Source organism: Nocardia camponoti (assembly GCF_014646135.1).
GTDB classification, from domain to species: domain Bacteria; phylum Actinomycetota; class Actinomycetes; order Mycobacteriales; family Mycobacteriaceae; genus Nocardia; species Nocardia camponoti.
In genome coordinates this window covers 1,107,824-1,132,514 of the sequence record NZ_BMMW01000002.1, presented here as the reverse complement: position 1 = coordinate 1,132,514, position 24,691 = coordinate 1,107,824, and the positions used below count along the sequence as shown (strand labels likewise).

Annotated in this window: 27 protein-coding genes; 16 read left to right on the top strand and 11 right to left on the bottom strand. The window is 63.9% G+C overall.

From position 1 onward, the window contains the following. Positions 1–25 precede the first annotated feature (25 nt). A complete protein-coding gene (locus IEX78_RS13145) occupies positions 26–565 on the bottom strand; it encodes a DUF6069 family protein (protein ID WP_188829171.1) in 540 nt (179 codons plus the stop codon). A 123-nt stretch (positions 566–688) separates the two neighbouring features. Here IEX78_RS13145 and IEX78_RS13140 point away from each other — a divergent pair, with 123 nt between their 5' ends. Further along, positions 689–1,363 (top strand): SDR family oxidoreductase, encoded by a 675-nt coding sequence (locus IEX78_RS13140; RefSeq protein WP_229683926.1) that lies wholly within the window; start codon positions 689–691, stop codon positions 1,361–1,363. 174 nt (positions 1,364–1,537) lie between these two features. Next, on the top strand, positions 1,538–2,326 hold the full coding sequence (locus IEX78_RS13135) for a polysaccharide deacetylase family protein (protein WP_188829569.1): 789 nt from the start codon (positions 1,538–1,540) through the stop codon (positions 2,324–2,326). Positions 2,327–2,377: 51 nt separating this feature from the next. Here the strand turns inward: IEX78_RS13135 and leuS are convergent, their stop codons facing one another. After that, complete coding sequence (gene leuS, locus IEX78_RS13130) at positions 2,378–5,209, bottom strand: leucine--tRNA ligase (protein ID WP_188829169.1); 2,832 nt, start codon at positions 5,207–5,209, stop codon at positions 2,378–2,380. Between the two features lie 179 nt (positions 5,210–5,388). Here leuS and IEX78_RS13125 point away from each other — a divergent pair, with 179 nt between their 5' ends. The 4 genes from IEX78_RS13125 to IEX78_RS13110 all read left to right on the top strand — a co-directional run bounded on the left by IEX78_RS13125 (position 5,389) and on the right by IEX78_RS13110 (position 8,207). Continuing rightward, positions 5,389–5,802 carry an SdpI family protein gene (locus IEX78_RS13125; RefSeq protein ID WP_188829168.1) on the top strand — a complete coding sequence of 138 codons (414 nt, stop codon included), beginning with the start codon at positions 5,389–5,391 and terminating at the stop codon, positions 5,800–5,802. Between the two features lie 78 nt (positions 5,803–5,880). Next, positions 5,881–6,408, top strand: coding sequence for an EXLDI protein (locus IEX78_RS13120; protein WP_188829167.1), 528 nt, complete (start codon positions 5,881–5,883; stop codon positions 6,406–6,408). A gap of 90 nt (positions 6,409–6,498) precedes the next feature. Beyond that, complete coding sequence (locus tag IEX78_RS13115) at positions 6,499–7,464, top strand: ATP-binding cassette domain-containing protein (protein WP_188829166.1); 966 nt, start codon at positions 6,499–6,501, stop codon at positions 7,462–7,464. Then, positions 7,461–8,207 (top strand): ABC transporter permease, encoded by a 747-nt coding sequence (locus tag IEX78_RS13110; RefSeq protein ID WP_188829165.1) that lies wholly within the window; start codon positions 7,461–7,463, stop codon positions 8,205–8,207. The genes IEX78_RS13115 and IEX78_RS13110 overlap by 4 nt, the downstream gene beginning before the upstream one ends. A gap of 33 nt (positions 8,208–8,240) precedes the next feature. On the opposite strand, the gene IEX78_RS13105 is transcribed toward IEX78_RS13110, so the two are convergent. Continuing rightward, complete coding sequence (locus IEX78_RS13105; RefSeq protein ID WP_188829164.1) at positions 8,241–8,882, bottom strand: YqgE/AlgH family protein; 642 nt, start codon at positions 8,880–8,882, stop codon at positions 8,241–8,243. A 107-nt stretch (positions 8,883–8,989) separates the two neighbouring features. Here IEX78_RS13105 and IEX78_RS13100 point away from each other — a divergent pair, with 107 nt between their 5' ends. Then, entirely contained in the window at positions 8,990–9,718 is a 729-nt protein-coding gene (locus IEX78_RS13100; protein ID WP_188829163.1) for a lysophospholipid acyltransferase family protein, read from the top strand. On the opposite strand, the gene IEX78_RS13095 is transcribed toward IEX78_RS13100, so the two are convergent. Continuing rightward, complete coding sequence (locus IEX78_RS13095) at positions 9,702–10,013, bottom strand: GNAT family N-acetyltransferase (RefSeq protein ID WP_188829162.1); 312 nt, start codon at positions 10,011–10,013, stop codon at positions 9,702–9,704. The two genes, IEX78_RS13100 and IEX78_RS13095, sit on opposite strands and share 17 nt — an antisense overlap. A 57-nt stretch (positions 10,014–10,070) precedes the next feature. Here IEX78_RS13095 and IEX78_RS13090 point away from each other — a divergent pair, with 57 nt between their 5' ends. Continuing rightward, entirely contained in the window at positions 10,071–11,198 is a 1,128-nt protein-coding gene (locus tag IEX78_RS13090; protein WP_188829161.1) for a glycerate kinase, read from the top strand. A 46-nt stretch (positions 11,199–11,244) separates the two neighbouring features. Then, positions 11,245–12,144, top strand: coding sequence for a hypothetical protein (locus IEX78_RS13085; protein ID WP_229683925.1), 900 nt, complete (start codon positions 11,245–11,247; stop codon positions 12,142–12,144). Here IEX78_RS13085 and IEX78_RS13080 read toward each other — a convergent pair. After that, positions 12,141–12,479 carry a winged helix-turn-helix transcriptional regulator gene (locus IEX78_RS13080; protein WP_188829160.1) on the bottom strand — a complete coding sequence of 113 codons (339 nt, stop codon included), beginning with the start codon at positions 12,477–12,479 and terminating at the stop codon, positions 12,141–12,143. The genes IEX78_RS13085 and IEX78_RS13080 overlap by 4 nt on opposite strands. Positions 12,480–12,578: 99 nt before the next feature. On the opposite strand from IEX78_RS13080, the gene IEX78_RS13075 reads away from it, so the two are divergent. After that, the gene (locus IEX78_RS13075; RefSeq protein WP_188829159.1) at positions 12,579–13,418 is read left to right on the top strand and encodes an NAD(P)-dependent oxidoreductase; all 840 of its coding nucleotides are present in this window, start codon (positions 12,579–12,581) and stop codon (positions 13,416–13,418) included. Here the strand turns inward: IEX78_RS13075 and IEX78_RS13070 are convergent. Genes IEX78_RS13070 through IEX78_RS13060 form a run of 3 tightly spaced genes read right to left on the bottom strand, consistent with a single transcriptional unit; the run spans position 13,415 to position 15,388 of the window. Then, positions 13,415–13,645: a helix-turn-helix transcriptional regulator gene (locus IEX78_RS13070; RefSeq protein ID WP_188829158.1), complete on the bottom strand. Its 231-nt coding sequence runs from the start codon at positions 13,643–13,645 to the stop codon at positions 13,415–13,417. The two genes, IEX78_RS13075 and IEX78_RS13070, sit on opposite strands and share 4 nt — an antisense overlap. Continuing rightward, on the bottom strand, positions 13,635–14,468 hold the full coding sequence (locus IEX78_RS13065; protein WP_188829157.1) for an ABC transporter permease: 834 nt from the start codon (positions 14,466–14,468) through the stop codon (positions 13,635–13,637). Before IEX78_RS13065 ends, IEX78_RS13070 begins: the two co-directional genes overlap by 11 nt. Then, positions 14,465–15,388 (bottom strand): ABC transporter ATP-binding protein, encoded by a 924-nt coding sequence (locus IEX78_RS13060; RefSeq protein WP_229683924.1) that lies wholly within the window; start codon positions 15,386–15,388, stop codon positions 14,465–14,467. The genes IEX78_RS13065 and IEX78_RS13060 overlap by 4 nt, the downstream gene beginning before the upstream one ends. Positions 15,389–15,569: 181 nt before the next feature. Between IEX78_RS13060 and IEX78_RS13055 the strand changes: the two genes are divergently transcribed. Continuing rightward, positions 15,570–16,019 (top strand): nitroreductase/quinone reductase family protein, encoded by a 450-nt coding sequence (locus tag IEX78_RS13055; protein WP_188829156.1) that lies wholly within the window; start codon positions 15,570–15,572, stop codon positions 16,017–16,019. Positions 16,020–16,103: 84 nt separating this feature from the next. Here IEX78_RS13055 and aroQ read toward each other — a convergent pair whose 3' ends face one another. Continuing rightward, the gene (gene aroQ / locus IEX78_RS13050; protein ID WP_188829155.1) at positions 16,104–16,535 is read right to left on the bottom strand and encodes a type II 3-dehydroquinate dehydratase; all 432 of its coding nucleotides are present in this window, start codon (positions 16,533–16,535) and stop codon (positions 16,104–16,106) included. A 423-nt stretch (positions 16,536–16,958) separates the two neighbouring features. On the opposite strand from aroQ, the gene IEX78_RS13045 reads away from it, so the two are divergent. After that, positions 16,959–18,512: an NTF2-like N-terminal transpeptidase domain-containing protein gene (locus IEX78_RS13045; RefSeq protein WP_229683923.1), complete on the top strand. Its 1,554-nt coding sequence runs from the start codon at positions 16,959–16,961 to the stop codon at positions 18,510–18,512. 23 nt (positions 18,513–18,535) lie between these two features. Further along, on the top strand, positions 18,536–18,895 hold the full coding sequence (locus IEX78_RS13040) for a DUF3054 domain-containing protein (protein ID WP_188829153.1): 360 nt from the start codon (positions 18,536–18,538) through the stop codon (positions 18,893–18,895). Here IEX78_RS13040 and IEX78_RS13035 read toward each other — a convergent pair. Together IEX78_RS13035 and IEX78_RS13030 are read right to left on the bottom strand one after the other, a co-directional pair. Beyond that, on the bottom strand, positions 18,873–19,955 hold the full coding sequence (locus tag IEX78_RS13035) for a lysylphosphatidylglycerol synthase transmembrane domain-containing protein (protein WP_188829152.1): 1,083 nt from the start codon (positions 19,953–19,955) through the stop codon (positions 18,873–18,875). The genes IEX78_RS13040 and IEX78_RS13035 overlap by 23 nt on opposite strands. Before the next feature lie 28 nt (positions 19,956–19,983). After that, positions 19,984–21,480: an adenylate/guanylate cyclase domain-containing protein gene (locus IEX78_RS13030; protein ID WP_188829566.1), complete on the bottom strand. Its 1,497-nt coding sequence runs from the start codon at positions 21,478–21,480 to the stop codon at positions 19,984–19,986. 149 nt (positions 21,481–21,629) lie between these two features. Here IEX78_RS13030 and IEX78_RS13025 point away from each other — a divergent pair, with 149 nt between their 5' ends. Genes IEX78_RS13025 through IEX78_RS13015 form a run of 3 tightly spaced genes read left to right on the top strand, consistent with a single transcriptional unit; the run spans position 21,630 to position 24,629 of the window. Then, positions 21,630–22,832, top strand: coding sequence for an AI-2E family transporter (locus IEX78_RS13025; protein ID WP_188829151.1), 1,203 nt, complete (start codon positions 21,630–21,632; stop codon positions 22,830–22,832). Next, positions 22,813–23,994 carry a MacS family sensor histidine kinase gene (macS, locus tag IEX78_RS13020; protein WP_188829150.1) on the top strand — a complete coding sequence of 394 codons (1,182 nt, stop codon included), beginning with the start codon at positions 22,813–22,815 and terminating at the stop codon, positions 23,992–23,994. The genes IEX78_RS13025 and macS overlap by 20 nt, the downstream gene beginning before the upstream one ends. Beyond that, positions 23,949–24,629, top strand: coding sequence for a response regulator (locus IEX78_RS13015; protein WP_188829149.1), 681 nt, complete (start codon positions 23,949–23,951; stop codon positions 24,627–24,629). Before macS ends, IEX78_RS13015 begins: the two co-directional genes overlap by 46 nt. Positions 24,630–24,691 lie beyond the last annotated feature (62 nt).

The following is a 24,691-nucleotide window of genomic DNA, read 5'->3' as shown; positions in this document are numbered from 1 at the left end:
TTGTCAGGTCGGCATCTTGGCGCGATCAGTACTCGGCGCGATTCAGCGACGCCGACCCCACCGACGACAGCATCGTGGTGATGCACAGCCCGATCAGCAGGTTGATGACAGCGGTCGCGATTTTGGCGTCCCAGTCGGCAACCAACGTGAACGGCAGAATCACCGCGACCGCCGTGACCAGCAAACAAATCCAGGTGAAGAAGGTGAGCGGGCTCGGCATCGCGAGCAGCAAGACCATCAAAAGCGCGGTCGCGAGCAGCGCGGCACCTGCGGCTGCGACAGCGTAAGAGGTGGTTGACACCGTGCCGTACGCGCCAGCACCTTCCGGCGACAAAATCGCGATGCCGAGCACGCTGCGCACGAGCATGATCGCGACAACAACGAGCAGCGCCGCGACGACCGCAGTGCCGATGCCACCCGCCCACAACTTGCCGATGTTGACCTTCGGCTGGCTCGGCGGCTGTTGTTGGTACTGACCGGGCGGTTGTTGGTATCCGCGCGTCGGGTACTGACCGGCGGGATACTGACGGTTCGCTGGGTCATTGTCATACCGTGGATCGGTCATCCTTCGACGGTACTAGCGTGTGCCGCTGTGCTGCGGTTTTGCTGGTAAATGTCGCGGTGGAAATGGGCGGGATGTCGCGTTTGCCGGGAAGCTGACGGCCGACCGTGCACTACCGTTGCCGACGTGACGACTAACACGGCACTGATCACCGGCGCGAGTCGCGGTCTCGGCGCGGCCATCGCGCGAGCGCTCGCCCCGACCCACGACCTCATCCTCGGCGCCCGATCCGCCGACGCGCTCACCTCGATTCTCGCCGAACTGCCCGGCTCGATCCCGTGGCCGGTGGCGCTCACCGACTACGAAGCGGTCGCCGAAGCGGCGAAGGGTATCGACCGACTCGACGTGCTCGTCCACAACGCGGGCGTCGCCGACCTGGGCACGGTCGAAAGTTCGACGGTCGATCAGTGGCGAAATACGCTCGAGGTGAATTTGATTGCCGTCGCCGAATTGACCCGCCTACTTTTGCCCGCTCTGCGCGCGGCGAATGGCCACGTTGTCTTCATTAATTCGGGCGCTGGCATCCGCGCGAACGCGGGCTGGGCATCGTATGCGGCGAGCAAGTTCGGGCTGCGCGCCTTCGCCGACGCCTTGCGCATCGAGGAGCCTGACCTGCGGGTTACCTCGATTTTCCCCGGTCGAATCGACACCGATATGCAGCGCGAGATCGTCGCTGGCGAGGGGCGCGACTACGATCCGACGCATTTCTTGAAGGCGAGCACGGTCGCGAGCGCGGTGCTGCACGCGGTCGAGACACCCGCCGACGCGCAACCGGTCGAGATCGTGATCCGTCCAGCATAATCGTGCACGTTCGCGCACTTTTGGCCAAAATCAACTGTTCAGCCGCGAAAGTGCACGAATATGCCACTTATTTAGCAACTCGACAGTTGCGACAACTATCGTGCCGCTGATTCGCGCGTGCTCAACCGAGCACCTGGTTTGAGTAGGGGATTTCCGCAAGTGGACAGACGTCAGATGCTCGCGCTGTTGACCGCAGGTACCGCTTTCGCGCTGGCCGGTTGCGCGACCGCCGAAGGTGAGGCGGTGCAAGCGGGCTCGGGCGGCGAGATTCCGGTGCCGCCTTCGCTCGTCCCCGCCAAGCCGCCGCTTCTTCCTCCGCCGCCGACCGGGCCGAAGTCGGTGATCGGCGCGAAGACGATCACCGCGCTGCCGGGTGAGGGTACGTCGATGGCACTCACCGTCGACGACGGCGCGAGCGCGGAAGTTGTTGGCGCCTATGTGAAGTGGGCGAAAGACACCGGCGCGCGCTTCACCTTCTTCGTCACCGGCTACTACGAGTCATGGACGATCCACCGCGACGCGATGCGCCCACTTGTCGAGTCGGGCCAGATCCAACTTGGCAACCACAGCTGGGACCACCCCGACCTCACCAAACTCAGCGCATCGGGCGTCGCGCAGCAGCTGGAGAAGACAAAGACCTTCCTGCACAACAACTTTGGTGTCGACGGCACCCCATACTTCCGCCCGCCGTTCGGCAACCACAACGCGACAGTCGACAAGGTGGCCGTCGACCTCGGCTACGTGGTCCCGACGATGTGGTACGGCTCGCTGTCGGACTCGGGGTTGATCACCGAGGAGTACCTGATCGAGTGCGCGCACAAGTACTTCGCCGCGCAGTCGATCATCATCGGCCACGCCAACTTCGCCCCGGTGACCCATTGCTACGGGCAGTTGGTTGACATCATCCGCGAACGCAACCTGTCGCTGGTGACGCTGAATGATGTGCTGCGAGTGCAGGTTTAAGACAGCGAAAGACCCCGGAGACCAGGTCTCCGGGGTCTTCGCGATTAACGCTTACGGGACGATGTTCACCATCTTGCCCGGCACGACGATCACCTTGCGTGGTGCGTTGCCTTCCAACAGCGCGACAACCTTCTCGTCCGACAATGCCGCCGCTTCGATCGCCGCGGCGTCAGCATCGGCGGGCACCTGAATTCGGCTGCGCACCTTGCCCTTTACCTGAATCGGGTACTCAACCGAGTCCGCGACGAGCAGTGCCGGGTCGGCGGTCGGGAACGGGCCGTGCGCCAGAGAACCGTTGTGCCCCAAGCGTTCCCACAGTTCCTCAGCGACGTGCGGAGCCAGCGGGGCGAGCATCAAAACCAGCGGCTCGACGGCCGCGCGCGGTGCACCTTCCGGGTAGTGCTTCGTCAGATGGTTGGTGAGCTCGATCAGCTTCGCGCCAGCGGTGTTGTCGCGCAACGCGGCAAGGTCTTCGTCGACACCAGCGATCGTGCGGTGCACGAAGCGCAGCGTTTCATCCGAAGGAGCGTCGTCGGTAACGCGGGCAAGCCCGGTCTCCTCGTCGATCGCCAATCGCCATACCCGCTGCAAAAAGCGGTGCGCCCCAACAACATCCTTGGTTGACCACGGCCGCGACGTGTCAAGCGGACCCATCGACATCTCGTAGAACCGGAAGGTGTCGGCACCGTACTGGTCGCACATTTCGTCAGGCGAGATAGCGTTCTTCAGCGACTTGCCGATCTTGCCGTACTCCTGGTTGACCGCGATCTCAACGCCATCGCCGTTGGTCCAGAAGAACTTGCCGTCGCGCTCAACAACTTCGGCGGCGGGCACGTACGCGCCGCGCTCGTCGGTGTAGGCGTATGCCTGCACGTAACCCTGGTTGTACAGGCGACGGTACGGCTCCGACGAAGAAACATCGCCCAGGTCAAAGAGCACTTTCTGCCAGAACCGCGCGTACAGCAGGTGCAGCACTGCATGCTCGACGCCGCCGACATACAGGTCGACACCGCCCGGGTCGGCCGGACCGTGCTGCTCGGGACGCGGGCCAAGCCAGTACGACTCGTTCTCGGGTGCGCAGAAGAAATCGGCGTTCGACGGGTCCGCGTAGCGCAGCTGGTACCACGACGAGCCTGCCCAGTTGGGCATCACGTTGGTGTCGCGGCGGTAGGTCTTGACGCCGTCGCCCAGGTCGAGTTCGACGTTGACCCAGTCGGTCGCCTTCGCCAGCGGCGGCGACGGCTCGGAGTTGGCGTCGTCGGGGTCGAAGGTGACCGGCGCGAAGTCTTCCATCTCCGGCAAGACGACAGGCAGCATCGATTCGGGCAGCGCGTGCGCGACACCGTCTTCGTCGTAAACGATCGGGAACGGCTCGCCCCAGTACCGCTGACGCGCGAACAGCCAGTCGCGCAGTTTGTACTGCACCTTGCCAACGCCAACGCCGTCGGCTTCGAGCCGCGCGATGATCGCGGCCTTGGCCTCGTCGACCGAAAGTCCGTTCAGGTACTCAGAATTGGTGAGTTCGCCAGCACCGGTGTACGCGGCCTCGGTGACGTCACCGCCGGAGATCACCTCAACGATCGGCAGCCCGAAGGCGGTCGCGAAGTCCCAGTCGCGCGCATCGTGACCGGGCACGGCCATGATCGCGCCGGTGCCGTACCCGCTGAGCACGTAGTCGGCGATGAAGATCGGCACCTGCTTGCCGGTTGCCGGGTTGGTCGCATACGAACCGAGGAAGACGCCGGTCTTCTCCTTGTTCTCTTGGCGCTCCAAATCCGACTTCGCCGCGATCGACTTGCGGTATGCCGCAACAGCGTCCGCAGGCGTTGCCGCGCCCCCGTTGGTCCACGCTGCCTCGGTACCGTCGGGCCATGCGGCGGCGGTGAGCTGGTCGACCAGCTCGTGCTCGGGGGCGAGCACAACGTAGGTGGCACCGAACAGCGTGTCGGGGCGTGTGGTGAACACGTCGAACGAAGCGCCTTCTGCGGTGAAGGTGACCTCAGCGCCGCGCGAACGCCCAATCCAGTTGCGCTGCATCGACTTAACGTTGTCGAACCAGTCGAGGTTATCGAGGTCGTCGACGAGGCGGTCGGCGTAGGCGGTGATGCGCATCATCCACTGCCACATGCGCTTTCGGAAAACGGGGAAGTTGCCGCGCTCGGAACGCCCGTCGGCGGTGACCTCTTCGTTCGACAGCACCGTACCCAAACCGGGGCACCAGTTGACGATCGAATCCGACTGGTAGACAAGGCGATACGAGTCGATCAGCGCCTTGCGTTCGGCGGCTGACATCGTGGCCCATTCGCTCGGGCGTGTGCCGTCGGCGAATTCGGCTTCCAGCTCGGCGATGGGCCGCGCGCGACCCTGCTCGACGTCGTAGAAGGCGTTGTAGATGCGCAGGAAGATCCACTGCGTCCAGCGGTAGTACTCGGGATCGGTTGTCGCGAACGAGCGACGCGGATCGTGACCGAGACCCAACCGGTCGAGCTGACGCTGCATCGTCGCGATGTTGGCCTCAGTCGTGTCGCGCGGGTGCGCGCCCGTCTGCACGGCGTACTGCTCGGCGGGCAGGCCGAACGCGTCGTAGCCAAGCGCGTGCAGGACGTTGCGGCCCTTCATGCGGTGGTACCGGCCGAACACGTCGGTGGCGATGTAGCCGAGCGGGTGTCCAACGTGGAGGCCAGCGCCCGACGGGAACGGGAACATGTCCTGGATGAACAGCTTGTCGGCAGGTGTCTCGCCAGCGAGCGGGCCGACCGGGTTGGGCGCGTTGAAGGTGCCACGCTCAGCCCAGTTGCGCTGCCAACGGCGCTCGATCTCGCCAGCAAGCTCGGCGTTGTACCGGTGCTGGAGGACCGCGGGTGCGTCACTATTTGGCTGCACGGTTCTGCCTTCTCTTTGCTCGCCGGGTGGTCGAGGTGGGGGTAAACATCGTTTCACAGGGTAGAACGTGCGGACGACGGGATTTCTCTTGGCTAGGGCCTGTGCGCGAGGTCACGCGATTCGTTGCGGTGCTGATTCCCCTGGTCGGGCTGTCGGGGGTGTGCGCTAGCCTGCATTGCATGGTCGTCGTCGCTGTTCTGTTGTTCGCGCTGGCCGCCGTCGCGATCGCGACCGGCGTCCTTGGTCTGCTCGGCAAGCTCCCGCGCAACCCCATTCTTGGTGTTACCACCGAAGCCGCGCTGCATAGCGACGAGAACTTCCGCATCGCCAACCGCATCGCGGCCCCCACTTCGGTTGGTGCCGGGTTCCTGCTGTTTGCCGGCGGCCTCGTCGCGCTTGTCGCGAATGGCTTCGCCGCGCTCGGTATCGCGGTTGTCGTCGCGGTGATCGCGGTGTTCACGCTCGGCGCTGGTGCCAACGCGGCAGCGCGCGCGGTTGAGCCGCTGCTCCCGCCCGCGCCCGTTGGCGGCTGTGGTTCGGCGTGCGGCGGGTGCTCGATCCGCGAGACGTGCGAGCCGGCGACCAGCGCTTAATTCGCAAAACTAGTCCCCTTAACAGGTTAGTTTTCCGCGCCTCTTGTCTCTACGTATACATCTACGTATAGTTGGCTCATGCCCAACAAGACGATCTACGTCGCCGACGACGATCTACCCGTGTTTCAGCGGGCGCAAGAACTCGTCGGCGGCAACCTGTCCAGCACTGTTGTGACGGCATTGCGTCACCTGATCAACGCCGAAGAGGGTCGCCTCGCGGGCTTCGACGAAGTGGTTCTGCAAGTTGGTCGCGACGGCGTGCGGCAGGTGCGTTTCGACGGTGTCCTGCTTGGCGAGTGGCGCGATGTCGGCAACGAAAAGGTCATTGAGCAGCGCGTTTATCGCAGCCGCAAGGGCAAGATCGTGCTGCACACCCACACCGCACTGTGGAAGGACTACCCCACCGGTCCGGCGGCGGGCGACCTCACCGACTGGAAGTACTGGCGTCGCATGTTCGGCATCGGCGACCGCCCGTGGGACTGGGGCGACTACACCTACGAGATTTTCGACAAGGTCGGCGACCTCAAGGAACTGATCCCCGAAGTGCTCTACCGCAAGGTCGACGAAGTCGTCTCGCATCCCAAAATCGAAGACCTCGACATCTAACTAACCCCGCCAACTTCAACACGGCCCCTTCGGGGAGCTGTGGCGATAACTCATGCACATATACGCAATAACGAATGAAAGGTACGGCCCATGACAACGCAACCCGCGATCACGACCCGCGGCCTCACCAAGAGCTACGGCGACAAAGTCGTGCTCGACGGCATCGACCTGACCGTCGCGCCAGCGTCCGTCTTCGCCCTGCTCGGCCCCAACGGCGCTGGCAAAACGACGACGGTGCAGATCCTCACCACGCTCATCCGCGCCGACGGCGGGACGAGCACGGTCGGCGGCAACGATGTCGCGACGGCCAAGGATGTCGTTCGCGAATTGATCGGCGTCACTGGGCAATTCGCCGCTGTGGACGAACTGCTCACCGGTCGCGAGAATCTGGCGCTCATGGGCGACCTGAATCAGTTGCCCCGCAAGGAAACTCAGCGACTCACCGCCGAACTGCTCGAACGGTTCGACCTCGTCGACGCCGCCGACAAACAGGCGAGCACCTACTCCGGCGGCATGACCCGGCGGCTCGACCTCGCGATGACGCTGGTGGGCAATCCCCGCATCATTTTCCTCGACGAGCCGACAACCGGCCTCGACCCGCGCAGCCGTCGCGCGATTTGGGACGTCATCCGCAGCCTCGTCGACAACGACGGCGTGACGGTGTTTCTGACCACGCAATACCTGGAAGAAGCCGACCAACTCGCCGACCGCATCGCGGTGCTCGACCAGGGTCGCATCGTCGCGGAGGGTACTGCGGCAGAACTGAAACGGCTGATTCCCGGCGGACACATTCGCATTGATTTCGCCGATCACGTCACGCTGCGCAAGGCGCAATACGCGCTCGGCGACCAAGCCCAGGTGCTCGACGGTGGCGACGGTCTCACGCTCGCTGTCCCGAGTGACGGCGGCGTGCGATCACTGCGCGCGGTACTCGACCTGCTCGACGCCGAAAGCATTGAAGCGGGCGGCATTTCGGTACACACGCCCAACCTCGACGACGTTTTCCTCACCCTCACCGGCCGTAGCGCTGCCACTGACAAGGAGTCCGCACGATGAACGACACGATGACGATGTTGCGCCGCAACATCACTCACGCGAAGCGCTACCCGAGCATGACGTTCAGCCTGATCATCATGCCGATCGTGCTGCTGCTCGTCTTCAACTTCGTCTTCGGCGGCGCGCTCGAACAGGCGACCGGCGGCGATTACATCGACTACCTCACGCCCGGCATGCTGCTCCTGCTACCCGCGTATATGACTGTCTCCGTTGCGGTTTCGATCGCCACAGACACGAGCAAAGGCATCGTGAATCGCTTTCGGGTGATGGCCATTTCGCAATCGTCGATGCTCAACGGGCACGTTTTTGGGGCGATGTTGCAGGCGGTCGCGGGTATCGTCGGCATGCTCGCCGTCGCGTTCCTCGTCGGGTTCCGGCCCAACGCGACGGTCATCGAATGGGTCGCGGCCTTCGGACTGCTGCTCGGTGTCGTCTTCGCGTTCCTGTGGTTGGCGGTCGCGCTCGGGTTGTTGTCGCCAACGCCCGAAGCGGCGAGCAACGCGCCGTTCCCCATCGTGTTGCTGCCGTTCCTCGGCAGCGGGCTCGTCGCGACGGAAACGATGCCCGTCGGGATGCGGCAGTTCGCCGAGTACCAGCCGTTCACGCCCATCACCGAAACGCTGCGCGGGCTGTTGATGGGCACCGAGATTGGGATCAACGGGTGGGTTTCGCTCGGATGGTGCGTGCTGATCGCAGGTGGCGGGTACCTGTGGTCGCGGTCGATCTTCACGAAGCAGAACTGACCCAACAACTGCGCTCCCGGTTCGCCGGGGGCGTTAGTTGCGTTCCAGCTCGATCGGGTGCGTCGCGAGCAGTGAAAGCGGCAGCGGTTGCCTGCGCAGGACGCTGGCCCACAGGTCGTGGCGATCAGTGGCGAGCGGGTCCGACGGGAGCGCCGAGACGATCATCCAGTCGTCGTTTTCCAATTCGCCGTCGAGCTGGCCCATCGACCACCCCGCGTAACCAGCGAAAATACGAATCCCTTCGACGACGGTCGCGATTTCGAGCGGGTCGGCGTCGAGGTCGACGAGCACGATGCGCCCGTCAACGCGACGCAACCCCGAGACCCCCTCGATGTCCGCGCCAACGCGCAGCGTGCCGAGGCACAGCGCGGCGTCGCGTTTCACTGGGCCGCCGATGTAGAGGTCGGTCGGCGCGGCCGCCAACGACGCCCAGCCAGGCAAAACCTCGGCGATCGGGGTCTCACTTGGGCGGTTGATCACTACGCCGAGACTGCCCGACTCGTTGTGCTCGATCAGGTAGACGACTGTCCTGCGAAAAGTGGGCTCGACGAGGTCGGTCGCCGACACCAACAGGTTGCCCGCCCGCGCTGTCAGCGCGGCCGAGCGCCGGTCGCGACGGTCGTCGCCCTGCTCGTCGCGCGTACGGCGTTCGTCCGGGTCGTCTCCGCGTGCCACTCAGCCATCATCGCACTCGCGGGCGGGTGCGCGCTGCCCCACGAGTCGCTAGTGCCGCAAAATTTACCGACCACCTTCGGTTCATCAGTGCCGGTATTCTCGCGCGCATGGAAGCGCCCGAGGTGCTGCTCGACAACAGTGCGGCCGTTTACGATTACTACCTTCGCCACCAGCAAAACCGCTTGCGCGCGCTCGTGTCTTATGCGGTGCTCGCGCGACGATATCAGCCGCGTATCAGTTACGCCGAAGGAGCGAAAGACCAGCTCAACGCATTAATGCGAAGTGGTCGCCCGGTGATTTACGCGATTAATCATCTATCCGAAAACGATCCGTACACCGTGGCCGCGGCGGCGTGGCGTTCGCCGTTGCGGCGCAAGATCGGCCGGATTCGGGTGCTCGCGAAGGACGAGCTTTTTACCGAGCCAAGTCAGCGCGCCAAGGTCGACATGATGGGCGGCATCCCGGTTTTTCGCGGCAAGGATCACGGGTTGCGCGCGGTGAACGCGGCGGGGCAGCTGATGATCGACGTGGCGGCTGGACGGCTCGCGGCAGGCGACCACCTCGCGATCTTTCCCGAGGGCACGTGCAACGACGTTGACCCTGCGACGGTCCAAGCCGTTGGCAGCGGGATTGGGCATATTGCTTTTCGCGCGACGAAATTGGGTGCGCCGCCGGTGCTTGTCGCGTTGGCGATGAGTTATGGCGCTGACGCGCGTTTGGCCAGTTTTCATCTGCGCGCGCCGGTTCTCGAATTGCCTTCGCGCCCTGCCGAAATCGCGCGATTTGTGAAGGACGAATTGCAGCAGGCGGTTGACGCGGCTATTCGGGCAAGTTGAACATCGCCCGTGATGCTTGCGGGACGAGCGCGATATAGGCCGGGTGTTTGGTGATGTAGCCGCGCACGAACGGGCAGAGCGGGAGAATTTCGAAACCCGCTGCGCGACTTGCGTTTAGCGCGGCTTCAACCAGCTCACTCGCGTAGCCCTGACCAGCGAATTCCGGGAAAATTACGGTGTGGACGAGCGCGCGTTCGGAAGCGGTGTCTTGGTATTCGATGTATCCGGCGGCCTGCCCGTCGGCGGTAAGTTCGAACCGCGCGAGCGCGGCGTTGTTTCCGACTTCGGTCGCCATGTCATCGAAACTACCCCGGGTGTGGCGAGTTGGGCTGCCAGCCGGGAGAATGTCGAAATGACCTACCGCACGCGTGTAGTGCTCGCCCCCGACAAGTTCAAGGGCTCACTCGCCGCGCCCGAGGTTGCCGCCGCGCTCGCGGCTGGGATCGCGCGGGTCGCGCCGGGGGCGCAGGTGCGCCAGGTGCCCGTCGCCGACGGCGGGGACGGGATGGTCGAAGCGTTCGCCGCCGCTGGGTGGGAGCGGGTTGTGGTTTCCGCGCCTGGTCCTACGGGGGAGCCGTCTACCGCGGTTTACGCGGTGCAGGGGTCGACCGCTGTTGTCGAATTGGCGGCCGCGGTTGGGTTGGTGAAGTTGCGTGGTCGGTTAGAGCCGTTGCGCGCCAATACGTTTGGGCTCGGCGTGGTGATCGCGCACGCGCTCGACCGTGGTGCGCGCGAGATCGTGCTCGGCTTGGGCGGTAGTGCGTCGACCGACGGTGGGGCGGGGATGCTGCGGGCGCTCGGATTGCGGTTGCTTGATGCTGCCGGGGCTGAGGTGGCTGACGGCAGTTCGGTTGAGGTGTTGCGTTCGGTGGTTTCCGTCGACCGTGCCGGGCTGCATCCTGGGGTTTCGCAGGCGAGGTTTGTGCTTGCGTGCGATGTGGACAATCCGCTGCTTGGGCCCGCCGGTGCGGTCGCGGTTTACGCGCCCCAGAAGGGCGCTTCGGCTTTGCAAATGGTGCAACTTGAAGCGGCACTTGGCAATTGGGCTGCGGTTTTGGGTAAGGGGTATGCCGAAATCGGGGGAGCTGGTGCGGCGGGCGGCGCGGGCTTCGGCGCGCTCGCGGTTTTGGGTGCGCGGGTGCGCAGCGGAATCGAGGTGCTACTCGAATTACTGGAATTCCCAACGCTTTTGCTTACCGCCGATTTGGTGGTGACCGGCGAGGGGTCGCTGGACCACCAGAGCATGCACGGCAAGGCTCCGGTCGGCGTGGCGGCGGCGGCGAAACGCGCGGGCGTCCCGGTTTTGGCGGCGGTTGGCCGGACGTTGTTGTCGCCGGGCGAGATTCACGCGGCGGGCTTCGCGGCGGCATACAGCTTGAGCGATTTGGAACCGAACGCGGCGACGTCGATAGCGAACGCCAACGCCCTATTGCAGCGGGTAGGCGAACAGATCGCGACGGATTACCTGACTGATAGGTGATTTGTCCGACTCGAACAACTATTCGATCGCTGGTACTTTCGCGGGCATGATCAGCTCATCGCACGAGGCGATGCACACGATCTTCACCCATGACGCTGCCGCGATTACGCACGCCTTTCGTGTGCTCGACCTGCCATTCCCCGATGCCGTCGAAGTCGAACAGATCTCCGTCGACCTCACCGAGACCGCGCCCGTCGAACGTCGCGCGGATACCATCCTGCGCGTTCGGACCGCCTGCGACGAGTTCATCCTCGTGGTGGAAGCGCAGTCGTCGCGCGACCCGTCTCGGGTGGCAGCGTGGGCCTACTACGTCACCTTCCTGCACAACAAGTACGGGTTGCCCGTTGTGCTGATCGTGGTCTGCCATGATCGCGAGACAGCCGCGTGGGCGCGACAGCCCATGCGGGTGGCATACCACCGCTGGACCAGCATCACCCTGCACCCGATTGTGCTTGGCCCGGACAACGTCCCGGCGATCACCAGCCCCGCGGAGGTGCTGCGAGACCTGCCGCTAGCTGCAATTTCAGCGATTACTCACGCGCGTGAACCCGAGATAGATGAGATACTGGAGGCGATCGTGACAGCGTTTCGCCGCCGAGGACAAGACGACCAAACGGCCTTCTACGCTGAACTGATCGAACAGGGAATCTCGCATACCGAAGCCGCCAAGTTCTGGAGGGACCAAATGGCAATCGATCTGTCGTTCTTCCGGTCGGAGTCCGCGCAGTTGTTGCGGGCGCAGGGACGCGAACAGGGACGTGAGGAGGGGCGCGAAGAACTGGAGAAGGCGCGCAGGGAGGCGATCGTCACGGTGCTCACCGCGCGCGGACTTGAGCTTTCGGTGCGTCAGCAGCAACAGCTCGCCACCACGTGCGATTCGGACCAACTCGATAAGTGGCTGACTCAGGCAGCGACAGCAGACGCAGCAACCGAACTGTTTGGCTAAACGGGGCTGGTTAGGGTCGTGCGGTGGGTGTTGCCCCAGTCTTCTAGTGGGGCCAATGCGGTGCGTAAAGTCTGGCCAAGGGGGGTCAAGGTGTACTCCACTCGGGGCGGGATTTCGGGGTAGATCTCGCGGTGGAGTACGCCGTGGTGTTCCAAATGGCGCAGGTTTTCGGTCAACACCTTCTCGCTCACGCCCGGCAGCAGGCGGCGGATTTCGGAGAAGCGCTGCGGGCCGTCGCCCAAAACCCACATCAAATGCAATTTCCACTTGCCGCCGACCACGTCGATCGCCAAGCTCATCCCGCACACTTCGTGACCCGCGTCACTGATGGTCATGGGGAAATCCTCCTGAACTCGTCGCGTACCTCAAGGTAAGCAACCACACCTGAAAGTGCGATCTTCCCGGAAAACGCGCTGGCGGCAACCATCAATGGCATGACACAGAATGCGGTTTCGGTACTCGGGCTCGGCCCGATGGGACAGGCGATGGTGCGGGCGTTGCTCGCGGCGGGCGTTGAGGTGACGGTGTGGAATCGCAGCGTCGAGAAAGTGGAGGCGATGGTCGCGCTTGGGGCCAAACGCGCCGACACTGTCACGGAAGCTGTTGCGGCAAACGAGGTTTCGATTCTCAGCCTCACGCATTACGCGGCGATGTACGACGTGCTCGGCCAAGCGGACAATCTTGCGGGCAAGGTGATCGTGAACCTGTCATCAGACTCGCCCGCGCAGGCGCGATCGGGCGGAGCGTGGGTACGCGAGCGCGGCGCGGAGTTCCTGTCGGGCGGGGTGATGTCGGCCGGCGACAACATCGCGCACCCGGCTTCCTACATCTTCTACAGCGGCCCAGCCTCGGTATTCGAAAAACACGCTGACCTGCTGCGACCCCTGAGCCCACAGGAATATCTTGGCTCCGACGACGGCCTTTCGCAGGTGTTCTACCAGGCCTTGCTCACGGCATTCCACCCGTGGCTGCTCGCCTTCGACCAGGCATTCGCCGTGATCGAGAAGTCCGGCGCCGACATCGCCACCTTCACACCATTCGCGGTCCGTGCCGCGCAGGCCTACCCGTTCTTCATCGAGCAGTTCGCCGAGCTTGCCCAGGTGGGAGGGCTGAAAACGCCCGCGCACCTGCGGATGATGGCCGCAGGTGCCGAGCACATTATCGCCGCCAGCGAGGAAGTGGGCGTCGACGCGAGCTTCTCCAAGTTGTCACACGAGTTCTGGGTACGGGCCGTTGAAGGTTCGCGCTCGGCCTATGACCTCATGCGCGGCTAACCGGCACCCAACCGAGGGAAGGGTTCGATCGCGAACACCACCTCAACAGCCACTTCGAAGTACGCGGCGATGCGCAGTGCCAAGTGCAAGCTCGGGCTGTACTCGCCGCGTTCGAGGTAACCGATGGTTTGGTAGTGCACCCCGAGCGCCTCGGCCAGGTCGCGTCGCGAAATGCCGCGCTCGGCGCGCAGCATCGCGATGCGGTTGTAAATTGCCTCAGAAGGCACGCTGCATCGCCTTGTCCTTTCGGGCGGCCATCGTCGCACCAGACTCTTTACCTGCCATGCGGCGCAACACAATTGGTGCGAGCGTGAGCCCGATCGCCGCCCATACGCCGAGCACCATCACCGTTTCCAGATGCCGCCACGAACCGTCGATCTCGATCGACACCGCGTCGGCGGGCAACAGGGCCGACCGCATACCCAGCCCAAGCCAGTACATCGGGAACAGTTGGCCGATCGCCGACAACCAACCGGGCAGCGCGGTGATCGGGTAGAAGATGCCAGAGATCGCGATCAGGCCCATCATCGGGATCGTGAGCAAAAACGCGCTGCGTGTGTCGAGGAAACTGCCGAAAATCGCCCCGAGTGGCAGCGCGGCGAGCAGCCCAAGCACAAGTACCCACGCGAACGTGAACCACCCTGTGCCGTGCGGCGAAAGTCCGCCGATCAATACCGCTCCCACAGCGAGCACGATAACGACCTGCATCGTGACCGACGCGGCCACCGACACGATTTTGCCGACGAAGTACCCGGTCATGCCGCGCGGAATTGTTTTCGCGCGCAGCAGGGTGCCGTCCTCACGATCGAGGACGAGCTCGTTGAGCAGCAGGTACAGCCCGTTGAACGCGACGAGACTCGCGAGGAACCCGGGCAGCGCGAGCGTCGCGACCGACAGGCCAGAGTCGTCGTAGGTCTTGTTACGCAGGAAAAACAGCACGCCGAGAGTGATTGCGGGCGTGAGGAATAGGCCGATCAGGTCGGGTGCGTTGGTGAAGTGCTGCCGCAGTTCAATGAGCCCTCTGCGGATGCCGGGCGTGACAGCGTTCATCGGGTGACCTCCGCGAGGGTGCGAACGGGAGCGGCTTCTTGGCCGGATTCGGCGCGTTTGACCAGCGTCATGTAGGTGTCTTCGAGTGACGAGCGGCGGACTTCGAGCTCGGTGACCAGCGGGCCGTGCTGCTCGTAGAGTTCATGCACGAATTCGGCTGGAGTGTGAGTGGGGTGGATGAAGCGTTGGCCGTCGATTGACCAGCCGACCTGGGCTTCTCCTTCGACTGAGCGGGCGAGCGCGTCGGGTGAGCCGTCGGCGATGAGGTGTCCGCCAGCCAAGATCAGGATGCGGTCGGCCAACTTCTCGGCTTCGTCGAGGTCGTGCGTGGTGAGCAGGACCGTGGTCTCTTCGAGGTCGGCGAGGCGATGGACGAGGTCGTGGAAATCGCGTCGTGCCGCTGGGTCGAAACCGGCGGTCGGTTCGTCCATGAACAGCAGTTCGGGCCGCCCGACGATGCCAATCGCGACATCGAGACGCCTGCGTTGGCCGCCGGACAGATTGGCGATTTTCGCGTTGGCGTGTTCGGCGAGGCCGACTAGTTCGATGAGCTCGTCGACATTCCACGGGCGGGCAACGCGGTCGGTTGAGTAACGTGCGTAGTAGCCGCCCATGTGCGTAAGTAGTTCGCGCACACGCCATTTCGCGTGGTCGCGCCAGGATTGCAGGACGACGCCGATGCGGGCGCGCCATGCCTCGTCGCCATGTTCGGGATCAGTTCCCAGCACCTCGACCTGACCGGCCGAACGTCTGCGAAACCCCTCAAGGATCTCGATCGTGGTTGTTTTGCCCGCCCCGTTGGGGCCGAGCATGACGAGCACCTCGCCGCGTGTTGCGGAAAAGGTGACGCCATTTACTACGTCGGTGTCGTCGTAGCGCATTCGCAGTCCTGCCACGTCGAGCACGGTGTTCGAAGCCATGAGTCCTCCCAGTCATCGACCTTCGATGAGATGTAGCATATGTACTACATTCCATCGCGTCAATGCATTCAGAGAATCCGATATTTCGGGAAATGTGAGCAGTGCTCTTGCATTTGGGTTTCGGCGGTCGCATACTTAGTTCAACAAAGAGAGCAGTGCTCACAGTTTGGGAGTGAACGTCATGGACAACGCAACTCGCTACATCCGCCCCGCAGGTCGCATCGAGCCGATGATGAACAAGTTCTTCAACCTGCTACCGAAGCTTGGCATTAGCGTGGCGGGTTCGCGACTGCTCGCGGTGCGCGGTCGCAAGAGCGGCGAGTGGCGCACGACGATGGTGAACGTGCTCACCGCCGACGACGGCAACCGCTACCTGGTTGCCCCGCGCGGTCATACGCAGTGGGTCCGCAACCTGCGCGTCGCGGGTGAAGGCGAGCTGCGCCTCGGTCGAAAGATCGAGTCGTTCAAGGGGATTGAGGTCGCCGACGAACTGAAGGTCCCGCTGCTGCGCCTGTACCTGAAGAATTGGGGCTGGGAGGTTGGCAAGTTCTTCGAGGGCATCACGAAGGACTCGACCGATGAAGAATTGGCCGGAATCGCCCCGGGTTTCCCCATTTTCCGCTTGACGTAAAGCCCGAATCAAGATCACCAGGCTCTGAGGTAAACAAACGTCGAGTAGAAAAATCCCGGAGAGCCTGGTGATCTTGAATCGACGCTACGTGCGCGCCAAAAACTCGATTGCCGCCGCGTAGCCCTGGATGCCCAGGCCCGCGATTACCCCGGTTGCGATCGGGGAGACGTAGCTGTGGTGGCGGAAAGGTTCGCGGGCAGCCACATTTGAGATGTGGACCTCGACTATCGGGACTTCCGGGATCACCAAAGCGTCGCGCAGGGAAACCGATGTGTGGGTTAAGCCGCCTGGGTTGATCACGATCGCCGACACGTTGCCTCGCGCCTCGTGGATCCGATCAATCAGCGCGCCTTCATGATTCGACTGAAAGGCCTCGACCGTCTGGCCGAAACGGGCGGCCGTTTCCTCGCACAAGGCGACCACGTCGGCCAACGTCGCCGCGCCGTAAACCTCCGGCTGGCGGGTGCCGAGCATGTTCAAGTTCGGACCGTTGAGCACGAGGATGGGAGCAGCCATAGCGGCAGTCTAGCGCCGGGTGCCAGCGCGATATCCGACGAACCGGTCGGCTGGCAACCCGCGAGCGAACCTGCCCGTAGCCGGATATATGGAGTTCTGATGACGGCGACGACCCCGGCGGTTAGCTTGTCGAAGGGCTGGGTATCCTCGGGCTGAATCGCCGGATTATGCGGGATTCACACAGCTGTCGGCCCCGCTAGGTACCGTTGGAGAGGCAGTTGTTGGCGACATCGGAGACGGTTGATTTCCGGTACCGTTGATTTGGTACTGGAGGGGCGAGAGTGAAGAGTGGGCGATATGGATGTGTGGGGATCCCGCCGCTTTCGCGTCCGCGGCGCATTGGCGGCCACCGGGGTAGCAGCCTTGGTTATGGCGTTGTGCTCGTGCGGTGTTGGCACGAAACCGACTGACTCAGAAGCTGTTGTGCAGCGTTTCGTCGACCTGCTCGACGACAAAGATTATGCGAAGGCCGCCGAACTCACCTCCTACCCGGCTGCCGCTTCGGCAACCATGAAGCAAATGTTCGAAGGTCTTGAGTCGGGCAAGGTCGACTACGAGCAGTCGCAAGTTATCAACCTCGACCCCGAATCGGCCATTTTCAGCCTCAATGTCGGCTGGAACTTCGGCGAGCACAAAGACTGGAATTACACACTTCAAGGCACGGTCAAAAAACTCGGGATCGGGTGGCGGATCTCGTGGGATCCCTCGGTCGTCATGCCGCAATTGGCCAACAACCGCACGGTAAAACTCGTCCGCACAATGGCTTCCCCGCCGCCCAAGGTCACCGATTTGGCTGGCGCGCCGCTGATGACCGAGCAGACCCTCAACGTCATCAAGGTCGACCCGAGCAAGACCGGCGACCTCGTCGCGACAACGAACGCGCTCTCCGACGCCATCGAACCGGTCGCGCCGCTGATCACCGGGCCTTCGCTCATGCAGCAGCTCGCTGCTTCGCAGGGCAAGCCAATCGTCGCGGTCAACCTGCGCGACGGCGACTTTGAGATTCTCGAACCGCGCATGGCCAAAATCGCCGGCGTCGTGATGGAGAAGCAGCCCAAGCTCATCTCCGCTGACCGTCGCACGTGGTCGCCGATGCTCGACGCGCTGCGCAACGTGTGGAAAGACAGCCAAGACGCCACTGCCGGTTGGGGTGTGCAGATCTTCGAACCCGACGGCAAGTTCGTCAGCCAGATCGCTGGTTACCAGGGTCCTGCCGCGCCCGATATCGCCGCGACGCTCGATCAACGGTTGCAGCACGCGGCCGAGGACGCGGTTGTTAGTTCGCCAACGGCGGCAAGCATTGTCGCGATTCAGCCGTCTACGGGCGCGCTCGTCGCGGTGGCGCAGAACAGCTACGCCACGGAGAAGGGGCCGGTCGCGTTTACCGGGCTGCATCCGGCTGGCGGGCTGATGGAACTGTTTAAGGCCGTTGCCGCCGCGACGAAAAACAAAGCGCCACAGGATGTTTCGGTACAGGAAGCTGCCGAAGCCGCGACGGCGCTCGGCGTTGGCGTCGACTTCAACGTGCACGGACTCGACGAGGTCACCGGGCGCGTCAGCTCATCGGGTCGCAGCACCGAGCAGGTTCGCCAGGGCGCGGCGTCAGACGCGGTGATGGCGAGTCCGTTCGGGGTCGCGATCGCCGCCGCCGCCATCGCGCGCGGGTCGGTTGTGCCGCCGATGATCGTCAACGGTCAGCCGAGCACGGCAACGACGCAGGTGCCCGCGCTGCCGAAACCGGCGGTCGACCGGCTGCACGCGATGATGGCCGAAGGGGCGAACCGGCCGGAAACGGCGGCGATTCGCGGATTCCGCGACATCGCGGCCTACCCCGCGACGGGCGGTTCGGACGGCTGGTTGCTTGCTTCGATGGGCGACCTCGTTTTCGCCGTCCACATCTCCGACGTCGACAGCGGCGACGCCACGTCGCGCATGGCCGCGGTGATGTTGAAGTCGCTCGCCGCGCCTGAGCCGTGATCGCTACCCGATAGCCTGACGTGGTGAAGAGATTTTGGCCCTTCGGAGTCGACCTTGCGCTTGTCGTTGTGTTCTGCGCGATTGGGCGACGGAGTCATGATGAAGCGGTGCTCACTGGGTTGCTAAAGACAGTGTGGCCGTTTGCAATTGGGCTCATTGTTGGCTGGGTGCTCGTTGTCGCGGTCGCCAAGGTCGTGCCTACCGCGCTTGTTCCGGGTGGGGTCATCATCTGGGCAAGCACGCTCGTCGGCGGAATGCTGTTGCGGGTGGTGAGCGGGCAGGGGACCGCGGTCAGCTTCATCATCGTCGCGGCCACGGTTCTCGCGGTTTTCCTGCTTGGTTGGCGAGCGCTGTTGCTGCTCAAATCCTCCGCTGCTGCTTGAACTCCTCTTCCAACGCCTCATCGTCGGCGTGTGGGGTGCGGAACAGGAACGCGAAGACAATCCAGCCGACGATCGCGACCAGGATGAAGCTGACCAACCGGTAGACGAACGTCGCCGCCACCGCCTGCGATGCCGCAAGGCCCGCGCCCGCGGTGAGGCCGTAGATCAGCGTCGCGTCGACATACACCAGCCCGCCGGGCGCGAACGGAATCGAGCCCGCCGCCTTGGCCGCCGTGAACGCGATGAGCAGCCCCGACAGCTTCGGTTCGCCCCCGATCGCGTAGCAGGCGAAGCCCAGGCACGCGACGTCAGCGAGTCGGTGGACGACCGCCCACAGGCCGACGAGCGCGGCGTCGCGTTTGCCAAGGTCGACCGATTCCAACTGCGCGCGCAGCTCGGCAAGTTTCGCGATGCCGTGGTCGGCTGGCTTCTTGCGCAAGCGGTTGACCAGCGCCAACACCTTCCGCAACCCGGTTTCGAGCGTGCCAGGATGACGTGACAGGTAGTTGCCAACAAGCAAAAGCGCGGCGAGGGCGACAACGGTGACGATGAGGTTCGCACCAATGCGGTTACCGACAAGCGCGGCACCGGCGATGCCCAACATCGCGAGCCCAACCGCCGCGACCACCCCGGAAAACACCAGCTGCCACGACGCGACGAGCGGGCTGGCACCCCAGCGGCGAGTCTGGCGGTAGGTGAACGCGGTGGAAAACACCTGGCCAGCGGGCAGCGTCAACGACATCGCCGTCGCGCCATAAACCACAGCAAGCGACTTGCCCTGGCTCACGTCGACCCCGCCGGCATGCAACAACTGCTTCTGCACGCGGGCGAATCCGCTCATCGAAAGTGCTTGTGCGGCAATACAAGCCGCGAACCAACCCCAGTGCATCTCGGTGAGCGCGCCCCACGATTCATGCAGTCGCGGCCACAAATACCAGCCTTCGCCGACGAGCAACACCGCGACAACAACAGCGGCCACCCACTTGACCCACCAAAACCGGCGCCGCCAAGTGCTCGGGGACGGGAAAGGATCGCCCGCTAGGTCGCCGTCGGCCGTCACTGTTCAAGCCTAGCGAACGCGGGGGTAACTAGTCGGTTGCCGGATCGACATCGGAACTGGGCTTCGGCCACGCCAACCGCGTTTTTCTTCGTCTGCCGCGCAGCTGAACTTCTTCGCCGGTGTCCCAATGTTCTTGCTCGCTTTCGTCGGCGAAGTACAGCGCGCTGCCCGAAGCGAGGACGCGGCCGGGATGATCTTTGGCCAGTTCGGTCAGCCGCGATGCCTCGTTGACGGGGTCGCCGATCACGGTGTATTCGAAGCGGTTGGCAGCGCCGATATTGCCCGCGACGGCCAACCCTGCCGAGACCCCAATTCCCACGTCGAGCGTGGTGACCGCGCGCAGGGCTTCGCGGAGTTCGCGGGCAGCGGCGAGGGCGGCGGTTGGTGCGTCGGGACGGTCGAGCGGGGCGCCGAAGATCGCCAGGGCGGCGTCGCCGACGAACTTGTTGACGAAGCCGTTGTGGCGGTCGATGACGTCGACGACAACGCGGAAGAACTCGTTGAGCAGGCTCACGACCTCGGTCGGTGGGCGTTCGGCGGCGGCCGCGGTCGAGCCGACCATGTCGACGAACAGGACCGCGACGTAGCGCGTCTCACCGCCCAGCTCAGTGCCGTAATCGAGGGCGCGTTGGGCGACGTCCTCGCCGACGTGCTGGCCGAACAGCTCCTGCAAGCGACGGCGTTTCGCCGCTTCGTCCATCATCCGGTTGAAGCCGACCTGCAACAGGCCGATTTCCGAACCGTCGTACACCTCGACCTGCACGTCGCGCGCGCCCGCCTGGACCCGGTTGATGGCTTGCGAAAGCTGGCGGACGGGGTCGGAAATCGACGAACCGGTGAGCATCGAAAGCGCGAGGGCCTGCAAAATCACAACGCCACAGAGCAGCACGATCGAGATCGCGAGCGACTTCGCCGAGAACTTCACGTCGGAGGTGATCTGGGTGACGCACAGCAGCACGATCGCGATCGTCGGCGCGAACGTGCCCAAACCCCAGGTCATCGCCATGCGCGTACCGACGCCTGGCGTGAGGGTGTGGTCGAAATTGCCCTCGGTGAGCGCTTCGGCGGCGACCGGACGCAGGATGCGTTCGCCGAGCATGTAGGTGAAGCCGAACACGATCGTCGCCGCCATGCACTCGGTGACGATCACCGCGCCCGCGAGTTCCGGCGTCTCCGCGATGATCATCACGGCGAGCACGCCACCGCCGATGATCCACAACACAAGGTGCACGATCGACTGACGCAACGGCACATGCAGCGCGGCCATCTGCTCGGTGCGCGTTGGCGGACCGCCGCGCATCTGCCAGCGCATCACCGGGCGCAACATCAGTGCGGCAGCCGCGATCGCGAACGCGGCGGCGACGCCAAAGACCAGAACCGGGGCTAACAAACCGGTCTTGCGCACCCCATCCGGGTCGCCTTCGGGCACAGGAAGGCCGTACTGAATAAACGCCCAGACCAGCACGGCACCGAACGCGTTGGCGAGCAGCACCGAGGTCAAATACAGCGGCCAGCGCGTACGCATGGTCTGTTTGACCGCTTCCAGCGACCCAACTCCAGAGGTCATAGCGCGCTCCCTGCCACGTCCAACCACGCTGGTGCTGTGGTTGGGTTCGCTTCCAAAGGCGCTGACACGACAACCAATCTAGCGGCTTGACCGATAGGCTCTAGCGAGTGACCGAGCAGCAGGCAAATTCCGACGCTGAAGCCGTGCATCCGCTTGTCCGCAAGGGGGCGGCGTGGTCATGGCGATTGCTGATTATCTTCGCCGCGTTGCTCGCGCTGGGGATGATTGTGCAGAAGTTCGCGTCGGTGGTGATTCCACTCGCGATCGCGTTGCTTGGCGCCGCGTTGCTCGCACCGCTAGTCGACTGGCTACAGCGGGTGGGAATCCCGCGTTCGCTTGGCGTTTTTGTCGCGCTGGTCGGGTCGATTGGGCTGCTCGCTGGCATCTTGACGTTCGTCGTTGAACAGTTCGTGGCTGGTGTGCCCGTGCTGTCGAACGAGGTCACCGACAGCGTGCACAAGGTGCAAGACTGGCTCATCAACGGGCCGCCGCATCTCAGTGACGAGCAGATTCGCAGCGCGGGCGACGCGATCGTTCGCGCGATTCAGGACAACCGCGACGGGCTCACCTCGGGCGCGCTCACCACCGCGACCGCGATCGGGCACATCCTCACCGGCGCGTTCCTGATCCTGTTCATCCTGATCTTCTTCCTTTACGGCGGCGACCAGATCTGGACGTTCGTCACCCGGATTGTCCCGACGCCGCATCGTCAAAAAGTGCGTACCGCAGGCGAATTAGGGTTCGACACGCTCGTTGGGTTTGTTCGCGCGACGGTGGTTGTGGCTGCTGTCGACGCGATCGGCATCGGCGCTGGGCTCGCCATTTTGCATGTGCCGCTTGCGCTTCCGCTCGCTTCGCTGGTTTTCATCAGCGCGTTCATTCCGATTATCGGCGCGTTTTTCGCCGGGTTCGTCGCGGTGTTTATCGCGTTGGTGACCCAGGGGCCGGTTACCGCGCTGATCGTGTTGGGCATCATCATCGCGGTCATGCAGCTCGAAGGTCATGTGCTGCAACCGCTTTTGCTTGGGCGTGCGGTTAGCATTCATCCGCTCGCTGTCGTTCTCGCGATCACCGCTGGATTGGTTGTTGGCGGGATCGCTGGGGCGTTGCTCGCGGTGCCGTTGATCGCGGTTGGTAACACGGCGGTGCGCTATTTGCTCGCGGACAGTCCCGACGAGGCGTATGGCGAGCTGATCGGTGGCGATGACCGTCGACTTTTCGCCGCCGAGCCCGACAAGGTTGTTCCGCGCGAGAACTTCGACGTCGCCAAAAAACTAGCCGAGAACAAGGATGCGGACCCACACAGCTGAGTTGAGCGGAGCCGAAGCCGCGACCGCGCCGCTGTGGCGGGCGGCGCAGGCGTTTCGGCTGGTCACGCTGCTGTACGCGCTCGGTCAGCAGGTTGCTTCGGTGCGGTATTACACGCATCCTGGGCTCAGTTGGGCGCTCATTGGGGTGCTCGCGGCGTGGTCTTGTATCTCGGCGTTGCTGCTTTCGCAGTGGTATTTCCCGGCTGCCGCGCGGCGGATTCGCGTGTGGGTTGTTGTTGGGGATCAGGTGGTGACGGTCGCGCTGATTTGTTCGACGCGGTTGGTTGCCGATTACGACTTCTATCACGGTCACCAGACGTTGCCGACCACGTTGTGGATCGCCAATTCCGTTATCTCCGTTGCGATTTTGCTCGGTCCGGTCGGGGGTGTGCTTTCGGGATTGTTCATGGCGGCCGTCGTTGTGACGGTGCGTGGGCAGTGGGGCCAAGACGTGTGGGCGGACGCGACCGCGCCGGTTTTGGTGTCGGTTGGGCTCGCGCTCGGGTTGGCGGCGAACACCGCGCGGCGCGCGCACGCGCAGGTCGAGCGGGCGATGCGGTTGAGTGCGGCGACGCGGGAGCGGGAACGGTTGGCGCGTGAGGTGCATGATGGGGTGTTGCAGGTGCTTGCCTATATCAAGCGACGCGGTGGCGAAATCGGCGGTGGCGCTGCGGAATTGGCGTCTCTTGCCGGTGAGCAGGAGATCGCGCTGCGGGTGTTGATTTCTGAGCAAGGGGTTGACGGGGATGATTCTTCGGCTGAAGTTGATCTTCGTCCGTTGCTGACCGCGTTCGCGTCGCCGTCGGTTTCTGTTGCCACGCCTGGGGATTCGGTGATGGTCGCGCGTTCGTGCGGTGGTGAGATTGCGGCGGCGGTTGCTACGGCGTTGTCGAACGTCGCGTTGCATGCTGGGCCTGGTGCGAAAGCGTTTGTGCTGCTTGAGGATTACGGGGTCGAGGTCGTGGTCAGCGTGCGCGATGACGGGGTTGGGATTCCTGCCGGGCGCCTTGCTGTCGCGGAATCCGAAGGGCGGATGGGGGTTTCGCGGTCGATCGTCGGGCGCATTGCCGACCTCGGCGGAAGTGCGGACTTGACCAGCGATGATGATGGAACCGAATGGGAGTTCCGGGTTCCGCGAAACCAGGTAGGAGGCTCGCTTTGATCACCGTCATGGTTGTTGATGATCACCCGATGTGGCGGGAGGGGGTGTCGCGCGACCTCACCGAAGCGGGGTTTTCCGTTGTCGCGACCGCCGACAGTGTTGGGGCGGCTGGGCGGCGCGCGGGTGCGGTTCGACCGGATGTGGTTTTGATGGACATGCAGCTGCCCGACGGGAACGGGGCGGGGGCGACGGCCGAGGTGCTGCGAGTTTCGCCGGAAAGTCGGGTGCTTGTGCTGTCGGCGTCGGCGGAGCGCGACGACGTGCTCGACGCGATCAAAGCTGGGGCAATCGGGTACCTGGTGAAGAGTGCTTCGGCCAGCGAGTTGGTTGACGCTGTGCGCGCTACTGCCGCTGGTCAGGCCGTTTTTACGCCGGGGCTCGCTGGGCTTGTGCTCGGGGAATATCGGCGGATGGCGTCGGCGCCCGCGGGTGAACCGCATCGGCCCGCGCTCACCGACCGCGAAACCGAGGTGTTGCGGATGGTGGCGAAGGGGCTTTCGGCGAAGCAGATCGCGTCGCGGTTGAGTTTGTCGCATCGGACCGTGGAGAACCATGTGCAGGCCACGTTGCGGAAGCTGCAATTGGGGAACCGGGTGGAACTGACGCGGTATGCGATTGAGCAGGGGCTGGAATAGTCGGCGTAGGAATTGGGGGAATGCCCTGATGCGCGGTGGGTGGGCGTGGACCTAGCCTTCTG